This window comes from Mesorhizobium shangrilense (assembly GCF_040537815.1).
GTDB classification, from domain to species: Bacteria; Pseudomonadota; Alphaproteobacteria; order Rhizobiales; family Rhizobiaceae; genus Mesorhizobium; species Mesorhizobium shangrilense.
In genome coordinates this window covers 2,643,816-2,662,481 of record NZ_JBEWSZ010000001.1, presented here as the reverse complement: position 1 = coordinate 2,662,481, position 18,666 = coordinate 2,643,816, and the positions used below count along the sequence as shown (strand labels likewise).

The following is an 18,666-nucleotide window of genomic DNA, read 5'->3' as shown; positions in this document are numbered from 1 at the left end:
CCCCGTTTGTCCAGAGATCATGCTCAAACAAAAAGATAGAGCCTGCCTCAGGCGTGGAAATTTTCCTTGCTGCGTTCGATGCGCCTTGTGCGCTGGAACTTGATCAGCCGGTCGAGCGACACGGCCAGCACGGTTACAGCACCAGTGACGAATGTGCTCCATGTCGCATCGATGCCGAAGAAGATCAGCCCGCTCGAGATCACCTGGATGATCATCATGCCGATCACCGCCCCGATGATCGTGCCGTGACCGCCCGAGAGCGGCGTGCCGCCGATGATGACGGCGGCAATCACCACCAGCACGAAATCACTGCCCTCGTTGGGATCGATGGCGCCGCGGAAACCGACATACATCACCCCTGAAAGCCCGCATATGGCGCCCATCAGCACCAGTGTCTGCAGCCGCACCCAGGCTGTCGGAATGCCGGCATGGGCCGCGGCCTCCGGATTGCTGCCCACCGCCTGGACGCGGTAGCCGAAGCGGGTGCGATGAAGCACGACGTGCATCGCCAACGCCAGCGCAATGAAGACCAGAGCTGCCACCGGCACGATGCCGAACAGCTTGTCGGAAATCACCGAGAAGAAGCTGCTGCTCTGGTCCGCCGGCACGATGGCGCGCCCCTTGTTGACGACCAGCGACAGGCCTTGGAACATCGAATAGGTGCCCAGCGTCACGATGATGGCGGGCAGGCGCAGCGTCACCGCGATCAGCCCGTTGATCAGGCCGAGGCCGGCGCCGAACAGCACACCGGCAAAGGCGGCAAGCCAGGGGTCGATGCCCGCGACCATCAGCAGTGCCGCGAAAACCGCGGAGAAGTTGAACATCCAGCCGACTGAAAGATCAATCTCGCGGATGGCGAGCAGGAACACCATGCCGATGGCCAGCATGCCGAGGAACGTTGTGTTGCCCAGCAGCGAAAACAGGTTGATCGGATTGAGGAAGCGCGGCCGGGCAAAGCCGATGATCGCCATCATCCCGACCAGCGCGATGATGACACCGATTTCCTCGGGAATGCGAAAGCCGCGCCGGGCAGGGTGGACCGCCGATCCGGCGAGCGGCGGAATGAGATCGGTCTTGCTCATGCCATGTCCCCCTGGCGCGCTTGCTTATTACGGTTCGCACCCGGCATTTCGCCGGTATTGGTCAGATGCAGAACCGTCTGGCTGTTCATCTCGGTTCCAGAAAGCTGGCCGGCGAGCCGGCCTTGATAAATGACGAGAATGCGGTCGCAGAGCCCGATCAGTTCGGGCAGTTCGGTCGAGCTGAACAGCACGATGCCGCCATTGGCCGACATCTCGCGGATCAGCGCGTATATCTCCCTCTTGGCGCCGATATCGACACCGCGCGTCGGATCATCGAGCAGGAAAACCTGCGGCCCGATCTCCAGCCATTTGCCGATGACGACCTTCTGCTGGTTGCCGCCCGACAGCGAGTTCGCCAGCGCATGCGGCAGGCCCTTGATGCGCAGCGCGTCGATCTGGCGGTTGGCGCGGCCAAGCGCGGTTTTGGGCGAATACCAGGGCGTGCCCCAGTCGCGAGCGCCGACGACCACGTTGGAGATGTTGAACAGGATGGATTTGTCCAACATCAGCCCGTTGCGGCGGCGGTCGGCCGGAACGAGGCAGACATTGCGCCGTGCCGCTTCGGTCGCGCTTTTCGGCAGGCCGCTGCCGTCGGGAAAATGCACCTCGCCGCCGCGCGCCTTGCGCATGCCGAACAGCATGTCGAGAAGATCGGCGACGCCGGACCCTTCAAGCCCGGCCAACCCGACGATCTCGCCGGAACGCGCGGTGAAGCTGACATCGGCAAGCCTGCCGCCCGCAAGTCCCTTGACCGTCATCTGCGGCCGTGTCGCGCCGACCGTCGACGGCAGGGGAGGCGGGAACAATGCCTCGCGCTGCTGGCCGATCATGCCTTCGATGACCTGGGGTATGGTTAGTTCCGAGCGATCCTTCGTCAGCACATCGCGTCCGTTGCGCGTGATGGTGACGCGATCGGAGATGGCGAAAACCTCCTCCAGTCGATGCGATACGTAGAGCATGGTGATGCCATTGGCCCGCAGCCCCTTCAGCACCGTGAACAGCCTCTCGGTCTCGCGCTGGTTGAGTGCGGAATTCGGCTCGTCGAGGATCAGCAGCCGAGGATGTTCGAGCAGTACGCGGGCGAGTTCGACAAGCTGCCGCTCACCGATGCTGAGGCGGCTAACCGGGGCGTGCACATCGACATGCAGGCCGAGTTGCCGAAGCAGATAGCGGCTGCGCGCCTCCATCTCTCGTTTGGAGATCAGGCCGTTTCGCACCGGCTCGCGGTTGACGAACAGATTGGCCAGAACGGACCGCTCGGGAAACAGGCTGAGTTCCTGATAGACCATGCCGATGCCATGCTGCCGCGCGGCATTGGGGTTGTCGATGGTCACAGCGTGGCCGTCGAGCTCGATGGCGCCGCTATCGGGCCGGACGACGCCGGCAAGCACCTTCATCAGCGTCGATTTGCCGGCGCCGTTCTCGCCCACGACGGCGTGGATCGTGCCCCGCTCGACGCTCAGGCTCATATCCTGGAGCGCGACAACGCCGCCATAGCGCTTGGCAAGATTGCGCACGGAAATCATCGGCGGACCGGACATGATCTTCCCACGAAGTAAGGGGCGGTCCCGAGGCCGCCCCTGATCTTGAAACGGATCGCCGATGCCGTCACTCGGATTCCGCGGAGATCGGCTTTGGCGTTGCCGAGAGCATGTCGGCGGTAAGCGTCTTGGTCCATGCCTTGTAATAGGCGGCCGTCGCAGCCGGATCGGCCGCCAGCTTCTGCGCCTCATCGAATGAGACAGAAGGCAAGCCGTTGCCCATGTCGACCTTGTCGGCGGTGACGATCTGCGAGCCGGCATTGTAGAAACCGGCGCTGAGCTTCTTGCCGCCCTTGATCGCATTGACCAGCAGGGCGACGGGCAGGTAACCCTGCACGAAAGCGCTCTGGCCGATCGTCACATAGGCATGGCCTTCCTTGACCGCCTTGAGGTTGAGTTCGGTCAAGTCGTAGCCGCCGGCGACAAACTTGTCGCCATTGGCGGCGTTGAGCTTGCCAAGACTGGTGACGTCCGGCGCGCACAGACCGATCAGCGCCACGGCTTCCGGATTGGCGCCATAAAGCTGTTCCCAGCGGTTGTAGTTGTCGACGGCGGAAACCTTGACGTCGAATGGACCGAGCACCTTCAGACCAGGCGCCTTCTTCAGCGATTCCTCGACGCCCTTGGCGCGGTTCTCCAGAACCGGGAAGCCGGGGAAGCAATTGCCGAGAATGACCGTGCCCTTGGCGCTGGCGCCGCCGAGCTTGTCGACCACCATCCGCCCCAGGATACGGCCGCTTTCGACGGACTTCTCGCCGACATAGGGGGCGTTGACCGCGATGGACAGCAGGTTGAACTGCACGATCGGCACGCCACCGCCGATGATCTCGTTGAGGCCCTTGGCCATGGATTCGCCGGGCACCGATGTGGCGATGCCTTGCGCGCCGGAATTGGCGAAGTTCTGCACCAGCTTCAACTGGCCTTCCGGCGCGCCGCCTGCCTGCTGGGCGACGACGAGCTTGGCACCGAGATCGGTGGCGGCGGCCTGGGCGCCGTCCTGGATCTGCTGGACGAAAGGATCGCCCTGCGCATGGGCGACGAAACCTATGGTGATGTCCTCGGCATGAGCGCTCGACATGCCGAGCGCCAGCGCGATGGCGCCGAGTACGAGTATCGGTCTGGTCTTGTTGACGGCCATTGATCGTTCCTCCCTGATTGTTATGGTTGCACTGCGCGGCCGGGCGCCAAGACGCCCGGAATCCCGATCGCTCAGATGGCGGTCAGGCCACCATCGACAAACATGAACGAGCCCGTCATGTAGGAGGCGTCGTCCGACGCCAGGAACGCCACGGCGCCGGCTATTTCTTCCGGCTCGGCGCCGCGCTTCAACGGTATGTTCTGCACCTGCCACTCATAGACCTTGGGGTCGGCGACGAGTTCGCGCACGATGGGCGTCAGGGTGAAGCCGGGCACCACGACGTTGACGCGGATGCCCTCGGGAGCATGGTCGACAGCCATGACGCGCGACAGTCCGTGGACGCCGCCCTTGCTGGAGCCGTAGGCGACATTGGCGGGTGTGCAGCCGGACATACCGGTTGGCGAGCCCGTAAGCACCACAGCGCCCTTGCCGGCGGTGGCCTTGATGGCGGCGACACCATGCTTGCAGGTGAGATACATGCCCGTCAGGTTGACGCCGACGATCTCGTCCCAGACGGCCTTGGGCAGCCCGTCCACCTTGCCATCGCGTTCACCCGAAAAGATGCCGGCGTTGGAAACCAAGATGTCCAGGCGGCCGAATGTCTTGACGATCTGGGCGAATGCGGCCTCGACCTGTGGCTCGTTGCTGACGTCGGTCTTGATGGCAGTCGCCTCGCCGCCAGCCTCGCGGATGCGCTCCGCGGTTGCCTTGGCGCTGTCTTCGTTCCAGTCGAGGACCGCGACCTTGCAGCCTTCCTCGCCAAGCCGCAGAGCGGCCGCGCGACCGATCCCCGAGCCTGCGCCGGTAATCGCAGCGACCTTGCCTTTGAGCCCCCGCATGCCAGTTCCTCCCTGACACCTGCGAGGCTGACACCGCGTGTCATGCCACCGCATTGATCAAAAATAATATCGTTTCCAACACTAGTGTCAAGGCAAGCGTCTCTGAATCGCGTAGCTGAACCGGTGTTCACGTAATCATTTGAAAATAATTGCTTTATGACTGCAAAGAGGCAGCGTAGCAGTTTATATCGTTTCCACTGTTGCGCTGAACACGGCAACGGTTGCGGTCGTCGCCGCAAGCGGCGGCCGCGCCCCATTCAGCGGTGTGGCTAGATGAGATCGGCCTTGGCGAGGTCGCGCATGAGATGGCTGGCGCCATAGGTCCAGTGTGGGCAATCGGGCGACAACCGCACGCGGTTGACCAGCGCGCCGAACTTCTCCGACGAGATGGTGACGATGTCGCCGACCTTGTGGGTGAAGCCTTTGCCCTTCTCGCCACGATCCTTGGATGGCACGAACATGGTGCCGAGATAGAGCGCCAGCCCGTCAGGGTATTGGTGATGCGAGCCTATGGCGGCGGCAACCAGTTCTTCCGGCGAACGGCTGATCTCGGCCATCGAGCTCGCGCCTTCCAGCAAGAAGCCGTCTTCGCCCTCCACCTTGAGGCGCACGACGGCTCGCTTCACATCGTCGATAGAGAACGTATCGTCGAACAGGCGGATGAAAGGGCCGAGAGAGGCCGAAGCGTTGTTGTCCTTGGCCTTGCCGAGCAGCAGCGCGGAACGTCCTTCGACATCGCGCAGATTGACATCGTTGCCGATGGTGGCGCCGACGATCCTGCCGCTTGAGGCGGCGATCATGGCGATCTCCGGTTCAGGATTGTTCCAGGTCGACACCGGATGCAGGCCGACATCGGCGCCGAAGCCGACCGAAGCCATTGGCTGGCATTTGGTGAAGATCTCGGCGTCTGGCCCGATGCCCACTTCGAGATATTGCGACCAGGCACCGCGCGCGATGAGCTTGGCCTTGATCTCCATCGCTTCCGGCGAACCGGGCTTGAGCTTCGACAGGTCGTGACCGATCAGCCCTGCAATGTCGGCGCGGATGGCGTCGGCCCTCTCGGCCGAACCGCGGGCCTGTTCCTCGATCACCCGTTCAAGCAGGCTGACGACGAAGGTGACGCCCGATGCCTTCACCGCTTGCAGGTCGACCGGCGAGAGCAGGTATGGCTTTGCGGAATCGCGCGTCGACTGGAAACTATTGGCGGCGATCGCGTCAAGCGAACCGATCGGCTTGCCTTTGGCTGAGCGGACGTGTCCGGCAGGGTCCGGCATTTCGCAGATATCGCGAACGGTTGGCGCTACTCCCGACGTGATGTCGAAAACCGTGCCGTCGCGCACGGTGACCACAAGCGGATGCGACGCATCACCCGTTCTGGCCCGGCCAACAAAGAGGCCGTCAGTTGGCAAGTGCGTAGCGTTCGTCATGGCTTGCGGTCCTCCCCGTCTTGTTCCGCCTCGGACATCGTTGCTGCCGGACCCTTCAATCGGGCTGGCTGGCGGCGCGGCACTTTCAACAAATTCTGGCCAAAGGTCTACCCATCCTGGCCGCTGAAGAATCGAGGTTTCATGTGTCGCTGCTTGGAACGACACGCCGAACCGTTGGGCCAGTTCCCAATTCAGAGTGAAGCCGCCTTTCAAAATAGTGAAATCATCTCTAGGATTTTCATTGTCTGAATATGCCGGAGGAAGTGTTGTCCGCTCCGTTTTCCGATCCGATCTGGCAGAGGCCACATGCTGCGATCGCCCTCCAGCCGCATGTCCCGGCTGGAAAACATATCGATGTCGTCGTTGTCGGGGCCGGTATCATGGGCCTTTCAACGGCTCTGCATGCCGCTCGCCTTGGCCTGGCGGTGCGGGTGCTGGACGCCGGCGACATCGGGCAGGGTGCATCTGGCCTCAATGGCGGGCAGGTTATACCCGGCTTGAAATACGACCCGGAATGGCTGCTGGAGCATTTTGGCCCTGAACGCGGCGAGGCACTCGTCAACTTTGCCGCGTCGACAGCGGATTGCGTCTTCGATCTGATCCGCGACGAACAACTGGCGGTGCCCTTTGTCCGCAATGGCTGGATCCAGGCGGCGCATACCGAGGTGGCGCTGAAGGCGGCGGCGAACAGGGACCGGCAATGGCGGGCGCGCGGCGCCGATGCCAAACTGCTGAGCAAGGCGGAAATCGCGGCCGTGACCGGCGCTCACGGCTATCTCGGCGGATGGCTCGACCGTCGCGCCGGCGTCATCGATCCGCTCGCCTACACGTCCGAGCTGGCGCGGGTAGCGCTTGCCTCGGGTGTGGAAATTGCTGCCCGCCAGAAAGTGGTGCGTCTCTCCAGAAATGCCGGAAATTGGCGGGTTGAGATGGAAGGAGGCGCGGAGGTTCAGGCGAAATTCGTCGTCGTTGCAACGAACGCCTACAGCGACGGCCTCATTCCAGGCCTCGCCGAAACGATCGTTCCGCTGCATTCCTTCCAGATCGCCACCGCGCCGCTTTCGTCCAATCTTGCCGGCGCTATCCTGCCGGAGGGGCAGGCGGTCTCTGACTCGCGCCGCATCCTTGTCTATTACCGCAAAAGTGCTGATGGGCGGCTGGTTCTGGGCGGTCGTGGGCGCATGGCCTTGCCGACAACCCCCGCTGATTGGGCGCATCTCGAGCGTGCGCTGCTGCGTCTCTACCCGGCACTGTCCGGCGTGGCCATCGAGAAGCGATGGTTTGGTCGCGTGGCGATGACGCCCGATCACCTGCCGCACATCCATGAGCCGGAGCCGGGCCTGCTGGCCGCGGTCGGCTGCCAGGGGCGCGGCGTGGGTCTGATGACCGCGCTTGGCAAGCGCATGGCAGGTTACCTGTCGAGCGGCGATGTCCGGCAACTGCCGTTCCCGGTCTCGCCGATCCGGCCAATCCCGTTCCACGCCTTCCGGCAGATCGGCGTTGCCACGACGATCGCCTGGTACCGGATGCTGGATGCGCTTGAACGCTGAAAGTTTCGCACTCACGTGGCTCTGAATGCCGCTTGACAGTTTCACAAATATGAAAGCACCGATTCTGGTTTCAACCTCCCACCCACGCCGATGTTACGCAGTGAACGAGGCCACGACTTGATGGGCATTCTGGAAGAAGCATCTGAAAGGCCAAGGGACGACGCCGATGTGCGGGTCGGCCGGCGCGTCCGGGCGCTGAGGCTGGAGCGCAAGCTGTCGCTGGCCGACCTGGCCGCCAGGGCCGGCGTCTCGATCGGCGCGCTCAGCCAGATCGAGCGCGGCTTGTCCTCATTGCGTGTCAGGGTCATCTGGCCGCTTGCGGCGGCCCTCGACATCGAGCCGTCGGCATTGATCACCGACGGCAACGATGCCGCCAACGATCTCTATTGCGTGCGCGCCAACAGTCGTCGCCCCATCCCGGTGAAGTCGGAAGGCATCGCCAAGGCGCTGCTTTCGCCGCCTGGCGCCACGCTGACCGGCATACTGGTGACAGTGGAGGCCGGCGGCGGCACCGCCGAAGCCTATGCCCATGCCGGTCATGAATTCGGCTTCGTCCTGTCGGGCGAGGTCCAACTGGTGGTGGATTCCACAAAATACGTGCTGAAGGCCGGCGACAGTTTTGCTTTCAAGAGCACCTTGCTGCACGCCTTCCGCAATCCGGGAGCGGAGCGCTGCCAGATTCTCTGGGTCAACACGACCAAACCCTCAGGGATTCGCGATGGCGCCTGATCCTCTCGTCCGGCTGGACGCGGTTTCGGAGATTTTTTCCCGGCGCGCTTCAACAGCATCGTCTTTCACGGCTGCACATTGCGCCTTCACGCGGAACTGGGGCAAGGCATGCCGGTGGTAACCGACGCATCGCGCCAGGCGGAGGGTTTCAATTCAGCGCCGGACGTGGCGCATATCAGCCTGCACCGTGGCGCTAACTGCCCTATGCTCTGCGCATAAACTGCCCATCCATTTCCAAAAAAACCGGAGTATTACCCTGTGAGCAATCATCTCAATTTCTTCATCGACGGCAAATGGGTGGCGCCCGTGGTGCCGGCGACGCTCGACGTCATCGATCCGTCCACCGAAGAGGCCTATACCAAGATTTCCGTTGGCTCGAAGGCTGATGTCGACAAGGCAGTCGCTGCCGCCAAGGCAGCCTTCCCGTCCTTTTCGCAGACCAGCAAGGCGGAGCGCCTGAAGCTTCTGAAGCGCATCCTCGAAGTCTACAATGAGCGCTACGAGGACATCGCCCAGGCCGTCAGCCATGAGATGGGCGCACCGATCACCTGGGCGCGCGAGGCGCAGGCCTGGGCGGGCCGGGCGCATATGGAATCCACCATCAAGGCGCTGGAGGATTATGAATTCTCAGAGAAGCGCGGCGGCACCATGGTGGTCAAGGAGCCGATCGGCGTCTGCGCGCTGATCACGCCCTGGAACTGGCCGCTCAACCAGATCGTCTGCAAGGTGGCGCCGGCCATCGCCGTCGGTTGCACCATCGTGCTGAAGCCCTCCGAGATCGCGCCGATCAGCGGCATCGTCTTCTCGGAAGTGATGGAAGCCGCCGGCGTGCCGAAGGGCGTCTACAACATGGTCAACGGCAACGGCCCCGATGTCGGCCAGATCATGGCCGGCCATCCTGATGTCGACATGGTATCCTTCACCGGCTCGACCCGCGCCGGCATCATCGTTGCCAAGACCGCGGCTGAAACCGTCAAGCGCGTGGCGCAGGAGCTCGGCGGCAAGTCGGCCAACATCGTGCTGCCGGACGCCGACTTCGAAACGGCTGTGAGGAAAGGCGTCGAAGGCTGCTTCGGCAACAGCGGCCAGTCCTGCGATGCGCCGACCCGCATGCTGGTGCCGGCCGCCCGCCACGACGAGGCGCTGGCCATCGCCAAGAAGGCCGCCGAGGCGCACAATGTCGGCGACCCCCGCTCGGAGGACACCAAGCTCGGACCGGTGGTCTCGAACGTCCAGTACGACAAGATCCAGCGGTTGATCGAAGCCGGCATCAAGGAAGGCGCCACGCTGGTCACCGGCGGTCCCGGCCGGCCGGAACACCTCAACCGCGGCTATTATGTGCGGCCGACCGTGTTCGGCCACGTCACGCCGGGCATGACCATCGAGAAGGAAGAAATCTTCGGGCCGGTGCTGTCGGTCATCTCCTACAATGACGATGATGACGCGGTGAAGATCGCCAACGACACGGTCTACGGCCTCGCCGCCTATGTGCAGTCCCAGGACATCGCGCACGCGCGAAAAGTGGCCGGACAGCTGCGTGCCGGACAGGTCTCTATCAACTACCCGGAATGGGACACGTTCGCGCCGTTCGGCGGCTACAAGCAGTCGGGCAACGGCCGCGAATACGCCGATTGGGCGATCCACGACTTTCTCGAGGTCAAGGGCATCATCGGCTACGGGGCGTAGGCTTCGGGATCAATCCACGCTTGACTCAAAGAATCGTTCCTGTTTTGTTCTAATTGTAGAGCAAAAACGGGAGCGTTCCTTTGCGAGCGTATGCCTATGTATCTGCAAGGCGAATTCGATTTCGGAATTCCGGAGCCACCATGGCGGCCTAAACGACCGGATCGTGTATTCTATGGCTTGTTCTTGCAGCAGAAGGACTATTCGCGGTTTGCTGATTGTCAAAGCCGGCTGTGCAGCCGGTGGGGGATAACCGGCTCCCGTCTGTTGCCTCACCGTTTTCACGTGAGCCTGCAGCACGTGGGTGATTACAAGAGACTGCGAACTAAAACCATCTTTGCAGCCGCCCGATCGGGGCGGCGCATTGCGATGCCTGACTTCGAGGTCAGCTTTCGCCATTTCAGGAGCTTTCCCGGCCGCCCGGCGACAAGGGGCAGCCCGGCCAAGCATCCCTTCGTGCTTCTCGCCGACGATGGACCGGTTTGTGAGTTGAGCAGGAAGTTGGGAGCTGAAATGTTATGCGAGGGCCTCAAAGCATCGAATGGTTTCGTTCCGCATTTGACGCTTGCCTACGACCAAAAACTGATCCCGCAACAGCCTATGGACGCGATCAGCTTTGTTGCACGGGAGTTCTTTCTTGTGCACAGCTTGCGCGGACTCAAGAAATACGTTTTCCCGGAATCTTGGCCGCTGAGCGCGATGTAATGCGCCGATCGATCCTCACATCGTCGTCCTGCGCCAAGTCCATCTCCATCCTGACAGAGCGATGTCAGCTATCAAGGACTTGACTGTGGCCGGCCAGCAAACTGTTCCCTATTTGCAGTGCGTCTGAACAGGAGGAACACACATGACCATCGCGGAAATTGCCAGGGATTTCACCGAACTCCTCAAGCAGGGTGATCACGCAGGTGCTGCCGAGAAGTACAATGCCGATGACATCGCCAGCTATGAAGCCATGGAGGGGCCGATGGCCGTCAGCCACGGCAAGGAGGCGCTCAAGCAGAAGAGCCAGTGGTGGCAAGAGAACAATGAAGTCCATGGTGGCTCGGTCGAGGGGCCTTATGTCAACGGCGACCAGTTCGCCGTGCGCTTCAAGTTTGACATAACGCCCAAGGCCACAGGCGAGCGTGTCACCATGGATGAGGTTGGCCTGTACACGGTCAAGAACGGCAAGATCACCGAAGAGCGCTTCTACTATTGAGGCCGGAATACCAACCACCCTGCGGAGTTTGCTTGCTTTCGCGGCATGGTTTGAAAATCAAACATGGCAGCCGGGACGATTCCCGGCCGCCATGTGGTTGTGAACGGAGCTTGGGTGCTGGCAAAGCGGGAAGGGCGGTTTTAGGTTGGGGATGAGAATCGACAGCCAGCCCAAGGGAAGAACGTTTTGGCCACCACGATGTACGGCATCACCAACTGTGACACGATCAAGAAGGCGCGCGTCTGGCTGGAGAGCCATGACGTGCCGTATCGTTTCCATGACTATCGAGCCGAAGGGATCGAGCCGAGCAAGCTGAATGGCTGGGTCGGTAAGGTCGGTTGGGAAAAGCTGCTTAATAAAGGCAGCACGACGTTCCGCGAATTGCCTGAGGCAGACAAGCAATCACTCGACGAAAAGAAGGCCAAGGCCCTGATGCTGGCCAAGCCGACGATGATCAAGCGGCCGGTGCTGGAGGTCGGTGATCGGATTCTGGTTGGATTCAAGCCGGATGTTTATGCGCAGGTGGTGGGTAAGTAGAGCAGACGGTCTGCCGCGTTCCTTCGCTCCCCCCTCTGTCCTGCCGGACATCTCCCCTACAAGGGGGGAGATTGGGTGTCGCGACGCTTTCGCTAATTTTCGACGATAGGCAGGGCGAAGGCGCTGAAGCTGCTGATCTCCCCCCGTGTGGGGGAGATGGCCGGCAGGACAGAGGGCGGCTCTGTCCCGCCGGCCTCAAAAAATCCAGCCGCCTCAGCCCGTCCCGTGCATGTATTCCGCCAGCGCAACCGCATTGCTATGCGCTTCGTCATGCGCGCCATAGAGCAGCGTCACTCGCCCTTCGCCGAGCAAGGCGCGCAACTGTGCGACGGCTTCGCCATTTTCGTCCAGCTCGGACGCATACCGCTTCTGGAACTCCGCCCAGCGCTCGGGCTCATGCCCGAACCATTTTCGCAATGCGTCGCTCGGCGCGATCTCCTTCAACCACAGCGTCAGCGCGGCGTCCTCCTTGCTAACGCCGCGTGGCCAGATCCGGTCGACCAGAACCCGCTGCCCGTCCTCGGGCGCGGGCTGCTCGTAAATCCGCTTGACCACCAGGTCGAAGGCCATAGAACCCTCCGTAAGAGGCCGTGACCCTCAGGCCCACTCGCCCTTGCGCATGACCGGCACGCGGCGACCGTCCTTGTGAACGCCGTCTATGTCGATCTTGTCCGAACCGATCATCCAGTCGATATGGATAAAACTCTTGTTGCCGCCGCGCGCGGCGATCTCGTCCTGGCTGAGCGATGCGCCGTCGACGAAGCACTTCGAATAACACTGTCCGAGCGCGATGTGGCAGGCGGCATTCTCGTCGAACAGCGTGTTGAAGAACAAAAGGCCGCTCGCCGAGATCGGCGAGGAGTGCGGCACCAGCGCCACTTCGCCGAGACGGCGCGAACCCTCGTCGGTATCGAGCACCTTCTTCAGCACGTCCTCGCCCCTCGAAGCCTTTGCCTCGACAATGCGACCTTCCTCGAAACGCACCGAAATGTTGTCGATCAGAGTGCCCTGGTAGGACAGCGGCTTGGTGCTCGAAACATGGCCTTCGACCCGCCTTGCATGTGGCGTGGTGAAGACCTCCTCGGTTGGGATGTTGGGGTTGCAGGTGACGCCGTTCTTGGCGGTCGAGGCGCCGCCCATCCACTCATGGCCGTCAGCCAGTCCAACGCTCAGATCGGTGCCGGGTCCTGTGAAATGCAGTGCGTGGAAATTATGGCCGTTCAGCCATTCGGTGCGGCTGCGCAGTGCGGCGTTGTGCGCCTTCCAGTTGCCGATCGGGTCTTCGACATCCACCCGCGAGGCCGCAAAGATGGCGTCGGCCAATTTCACCACTGCGACGTCTTCCGCATCATCGGGGAATACCTGCTTGGCCCAGGCCTTGTCGGGATAGGCGACGATGTTCCAGTTGATGTCGAAGCCGGTGATCTTCTCCAAGGCCGGCTGATAGGCGATCGAATTGGCCTTGTTGGCGCGCGCCACCTTCGCCGGGTCCTGCGCCGACAGCAGCGATGGATCCTCGCCTCGCACGGCAAGCCGTGCGGCATTGTTGGCGAAGGCCTTGGCCATGCCCTCGTAGAGCCAGCCGGCGGCGTGGTCGAAGCCGGCATCGGCGCCAAACCGATAGCGCGCCAGCGTCATCTCGTCATCGTTGAAGATCGGCGTCACCAGGCCGGCACCAGCCTTGTAGGCGTGCTCGACGATCCGTCGCGTCAGCGGCAAGGCGGCGATGGATGATGTCACGACAAGGTCCTGTCCCGGCTGCAACTGCAGCCCGACCTTGATGGCAACCTCGGCCAGCCTGTCGAGCTTCACCGGGTCGATGGTTGCGGAAACGCCGCGCGAATGTGTGGTCATGATCCCTGCCTGCCGTGATGTTGATCGATCATACATAGACCGGCACCGTCGACCTTTCCACCGCGATCGCCGCCAGCATGTTCAATCCGCGGGCTCCAGCGATCCGAACCGCAACATGGTCGCCTCGATCTCTTCCCGGATCCAGGCCTTGAAGTCGCGGACCTTGCGGCTTTCGGTTCTGGTTGGCGATGTCACCAGCCAGTAACCGAGGCCGCTCTGGGCGCGGATGCCGAAGGGCGCGACGAGGCGGCCATCCGCCAGGGCATCGGCGGTCAGCAATTGCCAGCCGAGCATGACGCCGTGGCCGGCAATCGCCGATTCCAGGCAAAGCATCGGATCGGTGAAGCGCGCGCCCTTCTGGAAGGTGATCGGCTTGACGCCCGCCGCTTCAAACCAGCTTTCCCAGTTGATCATCGATCGTTCGTCGGTGATGGCGCAGGTCTGGGCGAGATCCTCGATCGATTTCAGTTTCCTGGCGATGACCGGCGCGCAGACGGGAAATACTTCCAACGCCACGAGCAGTTCCGCGCGGGCATTCGGCCATTTGCCGTCGCCGAGACGAATGGCGATGTCGATGTCGGAGCGGTCGAGATCGGCGACCCGAACCGAGGCGTCGACGCGCAGGAGCACATTCGGGTGCCGGTCGAAGTGACGGGAGAGGCGCGGCAGCAGCCATTTAGACGCAAAGGCCGGCGCCACCGAGACCACCAGCGTGCATTGGGTCGTCTCGTTGGCAAGCATCATCGCCTCGGCCAGTTCGCGAAAGCCCACGCCAAGCCGGGCCGTGAAGACCGTGCCGAATTCGGTGGGGACGAGGCCGCTTGCCGTCCGCTCGAACAGGGCTCGGCCGAGCTGCTTTTCCGTCCGGTTGATCTGCTGGCTGACCGCGCTGACGGAAACGTTGAGTTCGCCCGCCGCCGCCGAAAGCGACCCAAGGCGAGCGACGGTTTCCACGGCGCGCAGGCCGTTGAGGTGGACGCGGTTCAGCATAGCCATACAGTTTTTCTAAACTGCCGGGATTGAAATCTCAATTGAAAGAGATGTTGAAACGGCAGACCTTGCTGGAAACAGACGGACTGCGGAGGCGAGGATGCTGAAGATTTTATCATCGCTGAACATCTTCTTCGCTGGGAGCGCAGCGCAACGCCTGCGGCATGAGAGCGAAACCACCAGATGGGTGATCGATCCGCTGTCGCACCCGGTGCTGGACGCTATGTCGGAGCGCGAACTCGGAGATGTGCCATTCAGGCTGACGGCGCGGCGGACGGTTTACGAGACCACGACCTTGCGGGCCTGTGGCTGTTGACCGCTGAGGCAGGCTGAGGCCCGACGGGAATAGTTCGAGTTGTCCGCGGCGGCCACGATCCCGCTGGCCTAACAAAAGGCGGATTGTTTCAAGGGCCGGCGCGCACCTATTGTGCGCTGCAATGAACACGGTTTCTCCATCACCGCTGCGCTTTGCCTTCGCCGGCTTGATCGCGATGGCCGTCGCCATGGGCATCGGCCGCTTCGTCTACACGCCTATCCTGCCAGGCATGATGGAGGAACTGCATCTGTCGCCGGCCAATGCTGGCTGGATCGCCTCGGCCAACTATCTCGGCTACCTCATCGGCGCGTTTGCGGCGGCGGGCGGCTGGGCGCATGGGCGGGAGCGTCTGCTGATGTTCGTGGGCCTCGGTGCCAGCACCGTCCTCGCGGCCCTCATGGGGCTGTCCGAAACCATGGTCGCCTTTCTCGTCATTCGCTTCCTGGCCGGTCTGGCCAGCGCTTTCGTCATGGTTTTCATGGCCAGCATCGTTTTCAGTCATATAAACGCTGCCGGCCGCAGCGACCTGCAGGCCTGGCATTTCGGCGGCGTTGGCCTTGGCATCGCGATCTCCGCGGCAATGATGGCGGTGCTGGTCACCGAACATGCCGGCTGGGCAGCTGGCTGGCTGTGGTCTTCAGCGATTTCGGCTTGCGGTTTCCTGGTCGTGGCGCTGTTGGTGAACGAGGGCCCGCTCGCCAATGGCGAAGCCGCCGGTGAGCCGGCTCTGCCGAAAACCCGCTCCTTGTCGAAGGTCATTATCGGCTATGGCCTGTTTGGTTTTGGCTATGTAGTGACGGCGACATTCCTGGTCGCCATCGTTCGGCAAGGCGGCGGCAGCCGCGTCTTCGAGGCTGTCGTATGGATGGTCGCCGGGCTTGCCGGCTTTCCCTCGACCTGGTTGTGGCAGAAGATCGCCGCGAGCATCGGGCTCTACGCCGCCTATGCGCTGGCATGCCTCGTCGAGGTTGTCGGCGTCACCGCCAGCGTGGCACTTGGCGGATATACCGGGCCATTGCTTGGCGGCCTGCTGCTTGGCGGCACCTTCATCGCCATCACCGCGCTTGGCCTGCAGGCCGCGCGGCAACAGGCGCCAAGGGCGCCCCGGCGCATCTTTGCCTTGATGACGGCCTCTTTTGGTCTTGGCCAGATCATCGGCCCGATCGCCGCCGGGCTTTTGGCCCAGGCGTCAGGCAATTTCTTCCTCGCCTCGATCGTCGCCGCAGCCATGCTGGTCGTCTCCGGCGTCATCACATGGTCAGCTGCGCCAAAATCGCCATGATTATGGTCTTGCTCGGTGCAGGGCATTGGGCAGGCATTTTCTTTCCAACTAATGTGTGACTTTATGCCCGCTGAACCCCGCTGATTTGCGCACAGATCGAGGAATTCGCCACAGTGTTCGTATCCTTTTTCCCGCAGCCGAAGCTGTTCTTCTCTTCGGCCGCCATCTGGAGCCTTGCGGCAATCCTGTTCTGGTTCTTCGGCGGCGAGCAATTGGGCTCGATTTTTGGGCTGCCGCCGGCCGCCGCGGATGCGCCGGCCATCATCGGTATTGCGGTTCTCGTGTCGAAGCCGTTCCTCTGGTTCTATCTCTATTTCGTGTTTTGCGTGGCGGTCTTCTATGCGTTCTGGAGCTGGTATTCTCCGCATCCGTGGCAGCGCTGGTCGATCCTGATGACGGCAGTCATACTGTTCTTCATCTATTTCAATGTGCAGGTCAGTGTCGCCGTCAACGCGTGGTACGGTCCGTTCTTTGACTATGTGCAGGGGCTGATGTCGGGGACCGGAAAGTCGACAAACGGCGAATTTTATATCGGACTGGCTGATTTTTCGTGGCTCGCGCTGGTCGGCATGAACGTGCAGGTGGTCAACGCCTTCATTGTCAGCCACTGGATCTTCCGCTGGCGTACGGCGATGAACAACTATTTCGTCGAGAACTGGGGCAGGCTGCGACACATCGAAGGCGCCTCACAGCGCATTCAGGAAGACACGATGCGGTTCTCACAGATCATGGAAGACCTGGGCTCCAGCTTCGTTCAGTCGATCATGACCCTGATCGCGTTCCTGCCAGTCATGATCCAGCTACAGGCCCACATCAGCGAACTGCCCATTGTCGGCGCCATCCCTCAGCCTCTGGTCATTGCGGCGCTGGCCTGGTGTTTGTTTGGCACAATCTCGGTCATGGTTGCTGGTCTGAAGCTGCCGGGCCTGCAATTCCGTAACCAGCGTGTCGAAGCCGCGTATCGCAAGGAACTCGTCTATGGCGAAGACCATGCGGACAGGGCTCAACCGGCGACCACGGCGGAGCTGTTTGCCAATGTCCGCCACAATTATTTCAGGCTCTATTTCCACTACATTTATTTCAACGTTGTCCGGTACACCTACCTGCAGGCCGACAACATCTTCTCGCTGTTGATCCTGGGTCCCTCGCTGGTGGCGCACAAGATAACCTTCGGTGCGTTGAACCAGATTTCGAACGCCTTTGGCAAAGTGACGGGATCGCTGCAGTTCCTGCTCACGTCCTGGTCAACCATCGTCGAGCTTCAGTCGGTGCACAAGCGCCTCCGCGCTTTCGAGGCGACCCTGCAGGGCGAGCCGCTGCCGGATATCGATCAGCGCTATCTTGCAAGGCATGGTGCCGAGGACCCGGCGTGATAGCCAGGAGACAAAGTGGGCGGCTCAGCCGCCCACTGTCTGTTCGCCGCCCTTGAGCCGCGAAACATAGTCTCGAAAGCTGATGCACTCGACATCGGGCTTGACGCAGACCTCGCCGGCAAAGCGCTCCAGCGCGTTCCAGTAGGCACCGTTGTTCATCAGCGTGAAATGGAAGCCGAGTTCCAGCGGCAGCCGCTTGCCGTTGTATTGGGTGTTGAAGGCAGCGCGGAACGCGTCATAGGTCCGGTTCTCGAACTCGCCTGCCGCGCTGGGCCGCTCGAAGCCGCCGGAGTGGCGGACATAGAGATTGTAATCCATGGCGATCACCGGCCGGGATTTCGGACCCTCCGGAATCTGCGGCAGCGAGAATCGGGTGATGCCATTGCTGGTTGGCGGCTGGACCGGGCCGCGTGACACGCCGCTCGCGTCGAACAGGTAGCCTGCCGCCGGCAATGCCTCGTAGAGAGCCTTGTTCGCTGACAGGTAGGGCGCCCTGAAGCCGACCACCGCGTGCCGCGCGAAGTCACGCCAGCCCTTGGGTTCGGGCGTGATACCGTTGATCGCATAGGCGTTCTCGAAAATGCGATCGAACGCGCTGAACTCGTTCAGCCAGTCCGCCTTGCTCCAGTCCTTGCCGTCGAAATGGCCACAGGCATGGCTGCCGAAGTCATGGCCTTCGGCCGCAGCAAGTGTGATCTGCTCGAGACGATCCGCGACTTCCTGCCTGGACGCTGCAAAGCCGATGTTGGATTTGCCGGCGGTCTTGCCAGGCGCCGTATATTGCGCGCGCGTCTCCGGCGTCAGCAGGAAGACGCAGGACAGGAAATAGGTGAAATGCGCGCCGGTGCGCTGGGCCAGCGCCCGGCTGCGTTTCCACTGCGAAATGTCGCGGGCGCTGTCGAACGAGATGATGACGATTTGTTTTGGCTTTGCCGGCACCGGCGCCGTGGGCGGATCGGCGAGAGCCGCATTTGATGCAGCAAGCGAAACGAGGGAAAACGCAAGAACGCGGAATGGTAGACGCATTGACAATCTGATCTGCATGGGACTGGTTCGAGAGCCGGCTATCGGGCAAATGTGGCGTGGGTGCGGTCGGCCTTCGTGGTCCGCCCGTGCGGCCAATA

At 62.1% G+C, this 18,666-nt stretch carries 18 protein-coding genes; 9 read left to right on the top strand and 9 right to left on the bottom strand.

Annotated features, from left to right (window positions below; genetic code table 11):
* Positions 1–47: 47 nt before the first annotated feature.
* The 5 genes from ABVQ20_RS13355 to ABVQ20_RS13335 all read right to left on the bottom strand — a co-directional run bounded on the left by ABVQ20_RS13355 (position 48) and on the right by ABVQ20_RS13335 (position 6,027).
* Positions 48–1,082: an ABC transporter permease gene (locus ABVQ20_RS13355; protein WP_354459965.1), complete on the bottom strand. Its 1,035-nt coding sequence runs from the start codon at positions 1,080–1,082 to the stop codon at positions 48–50.
* Positions 1,079–2,623: a sugar ABC transporter ATP-binding protein gene (locus ABVQ20_RS13350; RefSeq protein WP_354459964.1), complete on the bottom strand. Its 1,545-nt coding sequence runs from the start codon at positions 2,621–2,623 to the stop codon at positions 1,079–1,081. Before ABVQ20_RS13350 ends, ABVQ20_RS13355 begins: the two co-directional genes overlap by 4 nt.
* Before the next feature lie 67 nt (positions 2,624–2,690).
* Positions 2,691–3,761 (bottom strand): sugar ABC transporter substrate-binding protein, encoded by a 1,071-nt coding sequence (locus ABVQ20_RS13345; protein WP_354459963.1) that lies wholly within the window; start codon positions 3,759–3,761, stop codon positions 2,691–2,693.
* Between the two features lie 71 nt (positions 3,762–3,832).
* Complete coding sequence (locus ABVQ20_RS13340) at positions 3,833–4,600, bottom strand: SDR family NAD(P)-dependent oxidoreductase (RefSeq protein WP_354459962.1); 768 nt, start codon at positions 4,598–4,600, stop codon at positions 3,833–3,835.
* Positions 4,601–4,869: 269 nt separating this feature from the next.
* Positions 4,870–6,027, bottom strand: a complete 1,158-nt coding sequence (locus ABVQ20_RS13335; RefSeq protein WP_354459961.1) for a fumarylacetoacetate hydrolase family protein — start codon at positions 6,025–6,027, stop codon at positions 4,870–4,872.
* Positions 6,028–6,293: 266 nt separating this feature from the next.
* Between ABVQ20_RS13335 and ABVQ20_RS13330 the strand changes: the two genes are divergently transcribed.
* From ABVQ20_RS13330 to ABVQ20_RS13305, 6 genes are all read left to right on the top strand, one after another.
* Positions 6,294–7,577 (top strand): NAD(P)/FAD-dependent oxidoreductase, encoded by a 1,284-nt coding sequence (locus ABVQ20_RS13330; protein WP_354459960.1) that lies wholly within the window; start codon positions 6,294–6,296, stop codon positions 7,575–7,577.
* Positions 7,578–7,697: 120 nt separating this feature from the next.
* On the top strand, positions 7,698–8,306 hold the full coding sequence (locus ABVQ20_RS13325; protein WP_354459959.1) for a cupin domain-containing protein: 609 nt from the start codon (positions 7,698–7,700) through the stop codon (positions 8,304–8,306).
* Positions 8,307–8,564: 258 nt separating this feature from the next.
* On the top strand, positions 8,565–9,992 hold the full coding sequence (locus ABVQ20_RS13320; RefSeq protein ID WP_354459958.1) for an aldehyde dehydrogenase family protein: 1,428 nt from the start codon (positions 8,565–8,567) through the stop codon (positions 9,990–9,992).
* 96 nt (positions 9,993–10,088) lie between these two features.
* Positions 10,089–10,694: a 2'-5' RNA ligase family protein gene (locus ABVQ20_RS13315; RefSeq protein WP_354459957.1), complete on the top strand. Its 606-nt coding sequence runs from the start codon at positions 10,089–10,091 to the stop codon at positions 10,692–10,694.
* Positions 10,695–10,836: 142 nt separating this feature from the next.
* Positions 10,837–11,190 (top strand): SnoaL-like domain-containing protein, encoded by a 354-nt coding sequence (locus tag ABVQ20_RS13310; protein WP_354459956.1) that lies wholly within the window; start codon positions 10,837–10,839, stop codon positions 11,188–11,190.
* A gap of 186 nt (positions 11,191–11,376) precedes the next feature.
* On the top strand, positions 11,377–11,727 hold the full coding sequence (locus ABVQ20_RS13305) for an ArsC family reductase (protein WP_354459955.1): 351 nt from the start codon (positions 11,377–11,379) through the stop codon (positions 11,725–11,727).
* Between the two features lie 213 nt (positions 11,728–11,940).
* Here the strand turns inward: ABVQ20_RS13305 and ABVQ20_RS13300 are convergent, their stop codons facing one another.
* The 3 genes from ABVQ20_RS13300 to ABVQ20_RS13290 all read right to left on the bottom strand — a co-directional run bounded on the left by ABVQ20_RS13300 (position 11,941) and on the right by ABVQ20_RS13290 (position 14,577).
* Positions 11,941–12,297 (bottom strand): DUF488 domain-containing protein, encoded by a 357-nt coding sequence (locus ABVQ20_RS13300; protein ID WP_354459954.1) that lies wholly within the window; start codon positions 12,295–12,297, stop codon positions 11,941–11,943.
* Between the two features lie 27 nt (positions 12,298–12,324).
* Complete coding sequence (locus ABVQ20_RS13295) at positions 12,325–13,581, bottom strand: aminopeptidase (RefSeq protein ID WP_354459953.1); 1,257 nt, start codon at positions 13,579–13,581, stop codon at positions 12,325–12,327.
* A gap of 81 nt (positions 13,582–13,662) precedes the next feature.
* The gene (locus ABVQ20_RS13290; protein ID WP_354459952.1) at positions 13,663–14,577 is read right to left on the bottom strand and encodes a LysR substrate-binding domain-containing protein; all 915 of its coding nucleotides are present in this window, start codon (positions 14,575–14,577) and stop codon (positions 13,663–13,665) included.
* A 94-nt stretch (positions 14,578–14,671) separates the two neighbouring features.
* On the opposite strand from ABVQ20_RS13290, the gene ABVQ20_RS13285 reads away from it, so the two are divergent.
* The 3 genes from ABVQ20_RS13285 to sbmA all read left to right on the top strand — a co-directional run bounded on the left by ABVQ20_RS13285 (position 14,672) and on the right by sbmA (position 17,542).
* Entirely contained in the window at positions 14,672–14,887 is a 216-nt protein-coding gene (locus ABVQ20_RS13285; RefSeq protein ID WP_354459951.1) for a hypothetical protein, read from the top strand.
* Between the two features lie 121 nt (positions 14,888–15,008).
* A complete protein-coding gene (locus ABVQ20_RS13280) occupies positions 15,009–16,169 on the top strand; it encodes a YbfB/YjiJ family MFS transporter (protein ID WP_354459950.1) in 1,161 nt (386 codons plus the stop codon).
* A 113-nt stretch (positions 16,170–16,282) separates the two neighbouring features.
* Positions 16,283–17,542, top strand: coding sequence for a peptide antibiotic transporter SbmA (gene sbmA, locus ABVQ20_RS13275; protein ID WP_354459949.1), 1,260 nt, complete (start codon positions 16,283–16,285; stop codon positions 17,540–17,542).
* Positions 17,543–17,566: 24 nt separating this feature from the next.
* Here the strand turns inward: sbmA and ABVQ20_RS13270 are convergent, their stop codons facing one another.
* Positions 17,567–18,568, bottom strand: a complete 1,002-nt coding sequence (locus tag ABVQ20_RS13270; protein ID WP_354459948.1) for a polysaccharide deacetylase family protein — start codon at positions 18,566–18,568, stop codon at positions 17,567–17,569.
* Positions 18,569–18,666: the final 98 nt, after the last annotated feature.

Coding starts and splice junctions, on each gene's coding strand:
- ABVQ20_RS13355 (WP_354459965.1), bottom strand. CDS start 1,082: ATGAGCAAGACCGATCTCATTCCGCCGCTCGCCGGATCGGCGGTCCAC.
- ABVQ20_RS13350 (WP_354459964.1), bottom strand. CDS start 2,623: ATGTCCGGTCCGCCGATGATTTCCGTGCGCAATCTTGCCAAGCGCTAT.
- ABVQ20_RS13345 (WP_354459963.1), bottom strand. CDS start 3,761: ATGGCCGTCAACAAGACCAGACCGATACTCGTACTCGGCGCCATCGCG.
- ABVQ20_RS13340 (WP_354459962.1), bottom strand. CDS start 4,600: ATGCGGGGGCTCAAAGGCAAGGTCGCTGCGATTACCGGCGCAGGCTCG.
- ABVQ20_RS13335 (WP_354459961.1), bottom strand. CDS start 6,027: ATGACGAACGCTACGCACTTGCCAACTGACGGCCTCTTTGTTGGCCGG.
- ABVQ20_RS13325 (WP_354459959.1), top strand. CDS start 7,698: ATGGGCATTCTGGAAGAAGCATCTGAAAGGCCAAGGGACGACGCCGAT.
- ABVQ20_RS13315 (WP_354459957.1), top strand. CDS start 10,089: ATGTATCTGCAAGGCGAATTCGATTTCGGAATTCCGGAGCCACCATGG.
- ABVQ20_RS13310 (WP_354459956.1), top strand. CDS start 10,837: ATGACCATCGCGGAAATTGCCAGGGATTTCACCGAACTCCTCAAGCAG.
- ABVQ20_RS13300 (WP_354459954.1), bottom strand. CDS start 12,297: ATGGCCTTCGACCTGGTGGTCAAGCGGATTTACGAGCAGCCCGCGCCC.
- ABVQ20_RS13295 (WP_354459953.1), bottom strand. CDS start 13,581: ATGACCACACATTCGCGCGGCGTTTCCGCAACCATCGACCCGGTGAAG.
- ABVQ20_RS13290 (WP_354459952.1), bottom strand. CDS start 14,577: ATGGCTATGCTGAACCGCGTCCACCTCAACGGCCTGCGCGCCGTGGAA.
- ABVQ20_RS13285 (WP_354459951.1), top strand. CDS start 14,672: ATGCTGAAGATTTTATCATCGCTGAACATCTTCTTCGCTGGGAGCGCA.
- ABVQ20_RS13280 (WP_354459950.1), top strand. CDS start 15,009: ATGAACACGGTTTCTCCATCACCGCTGCGCTTTGCCTTCGCCGGCTTG.
- ABVQ20_RS13270 (WP_354459948.1), bottom strand. CDS start 18,568: ATGCGTCTACCATTCCGCGTTCTTGCGTTTTCCCTCGTTTCGCTTGCT.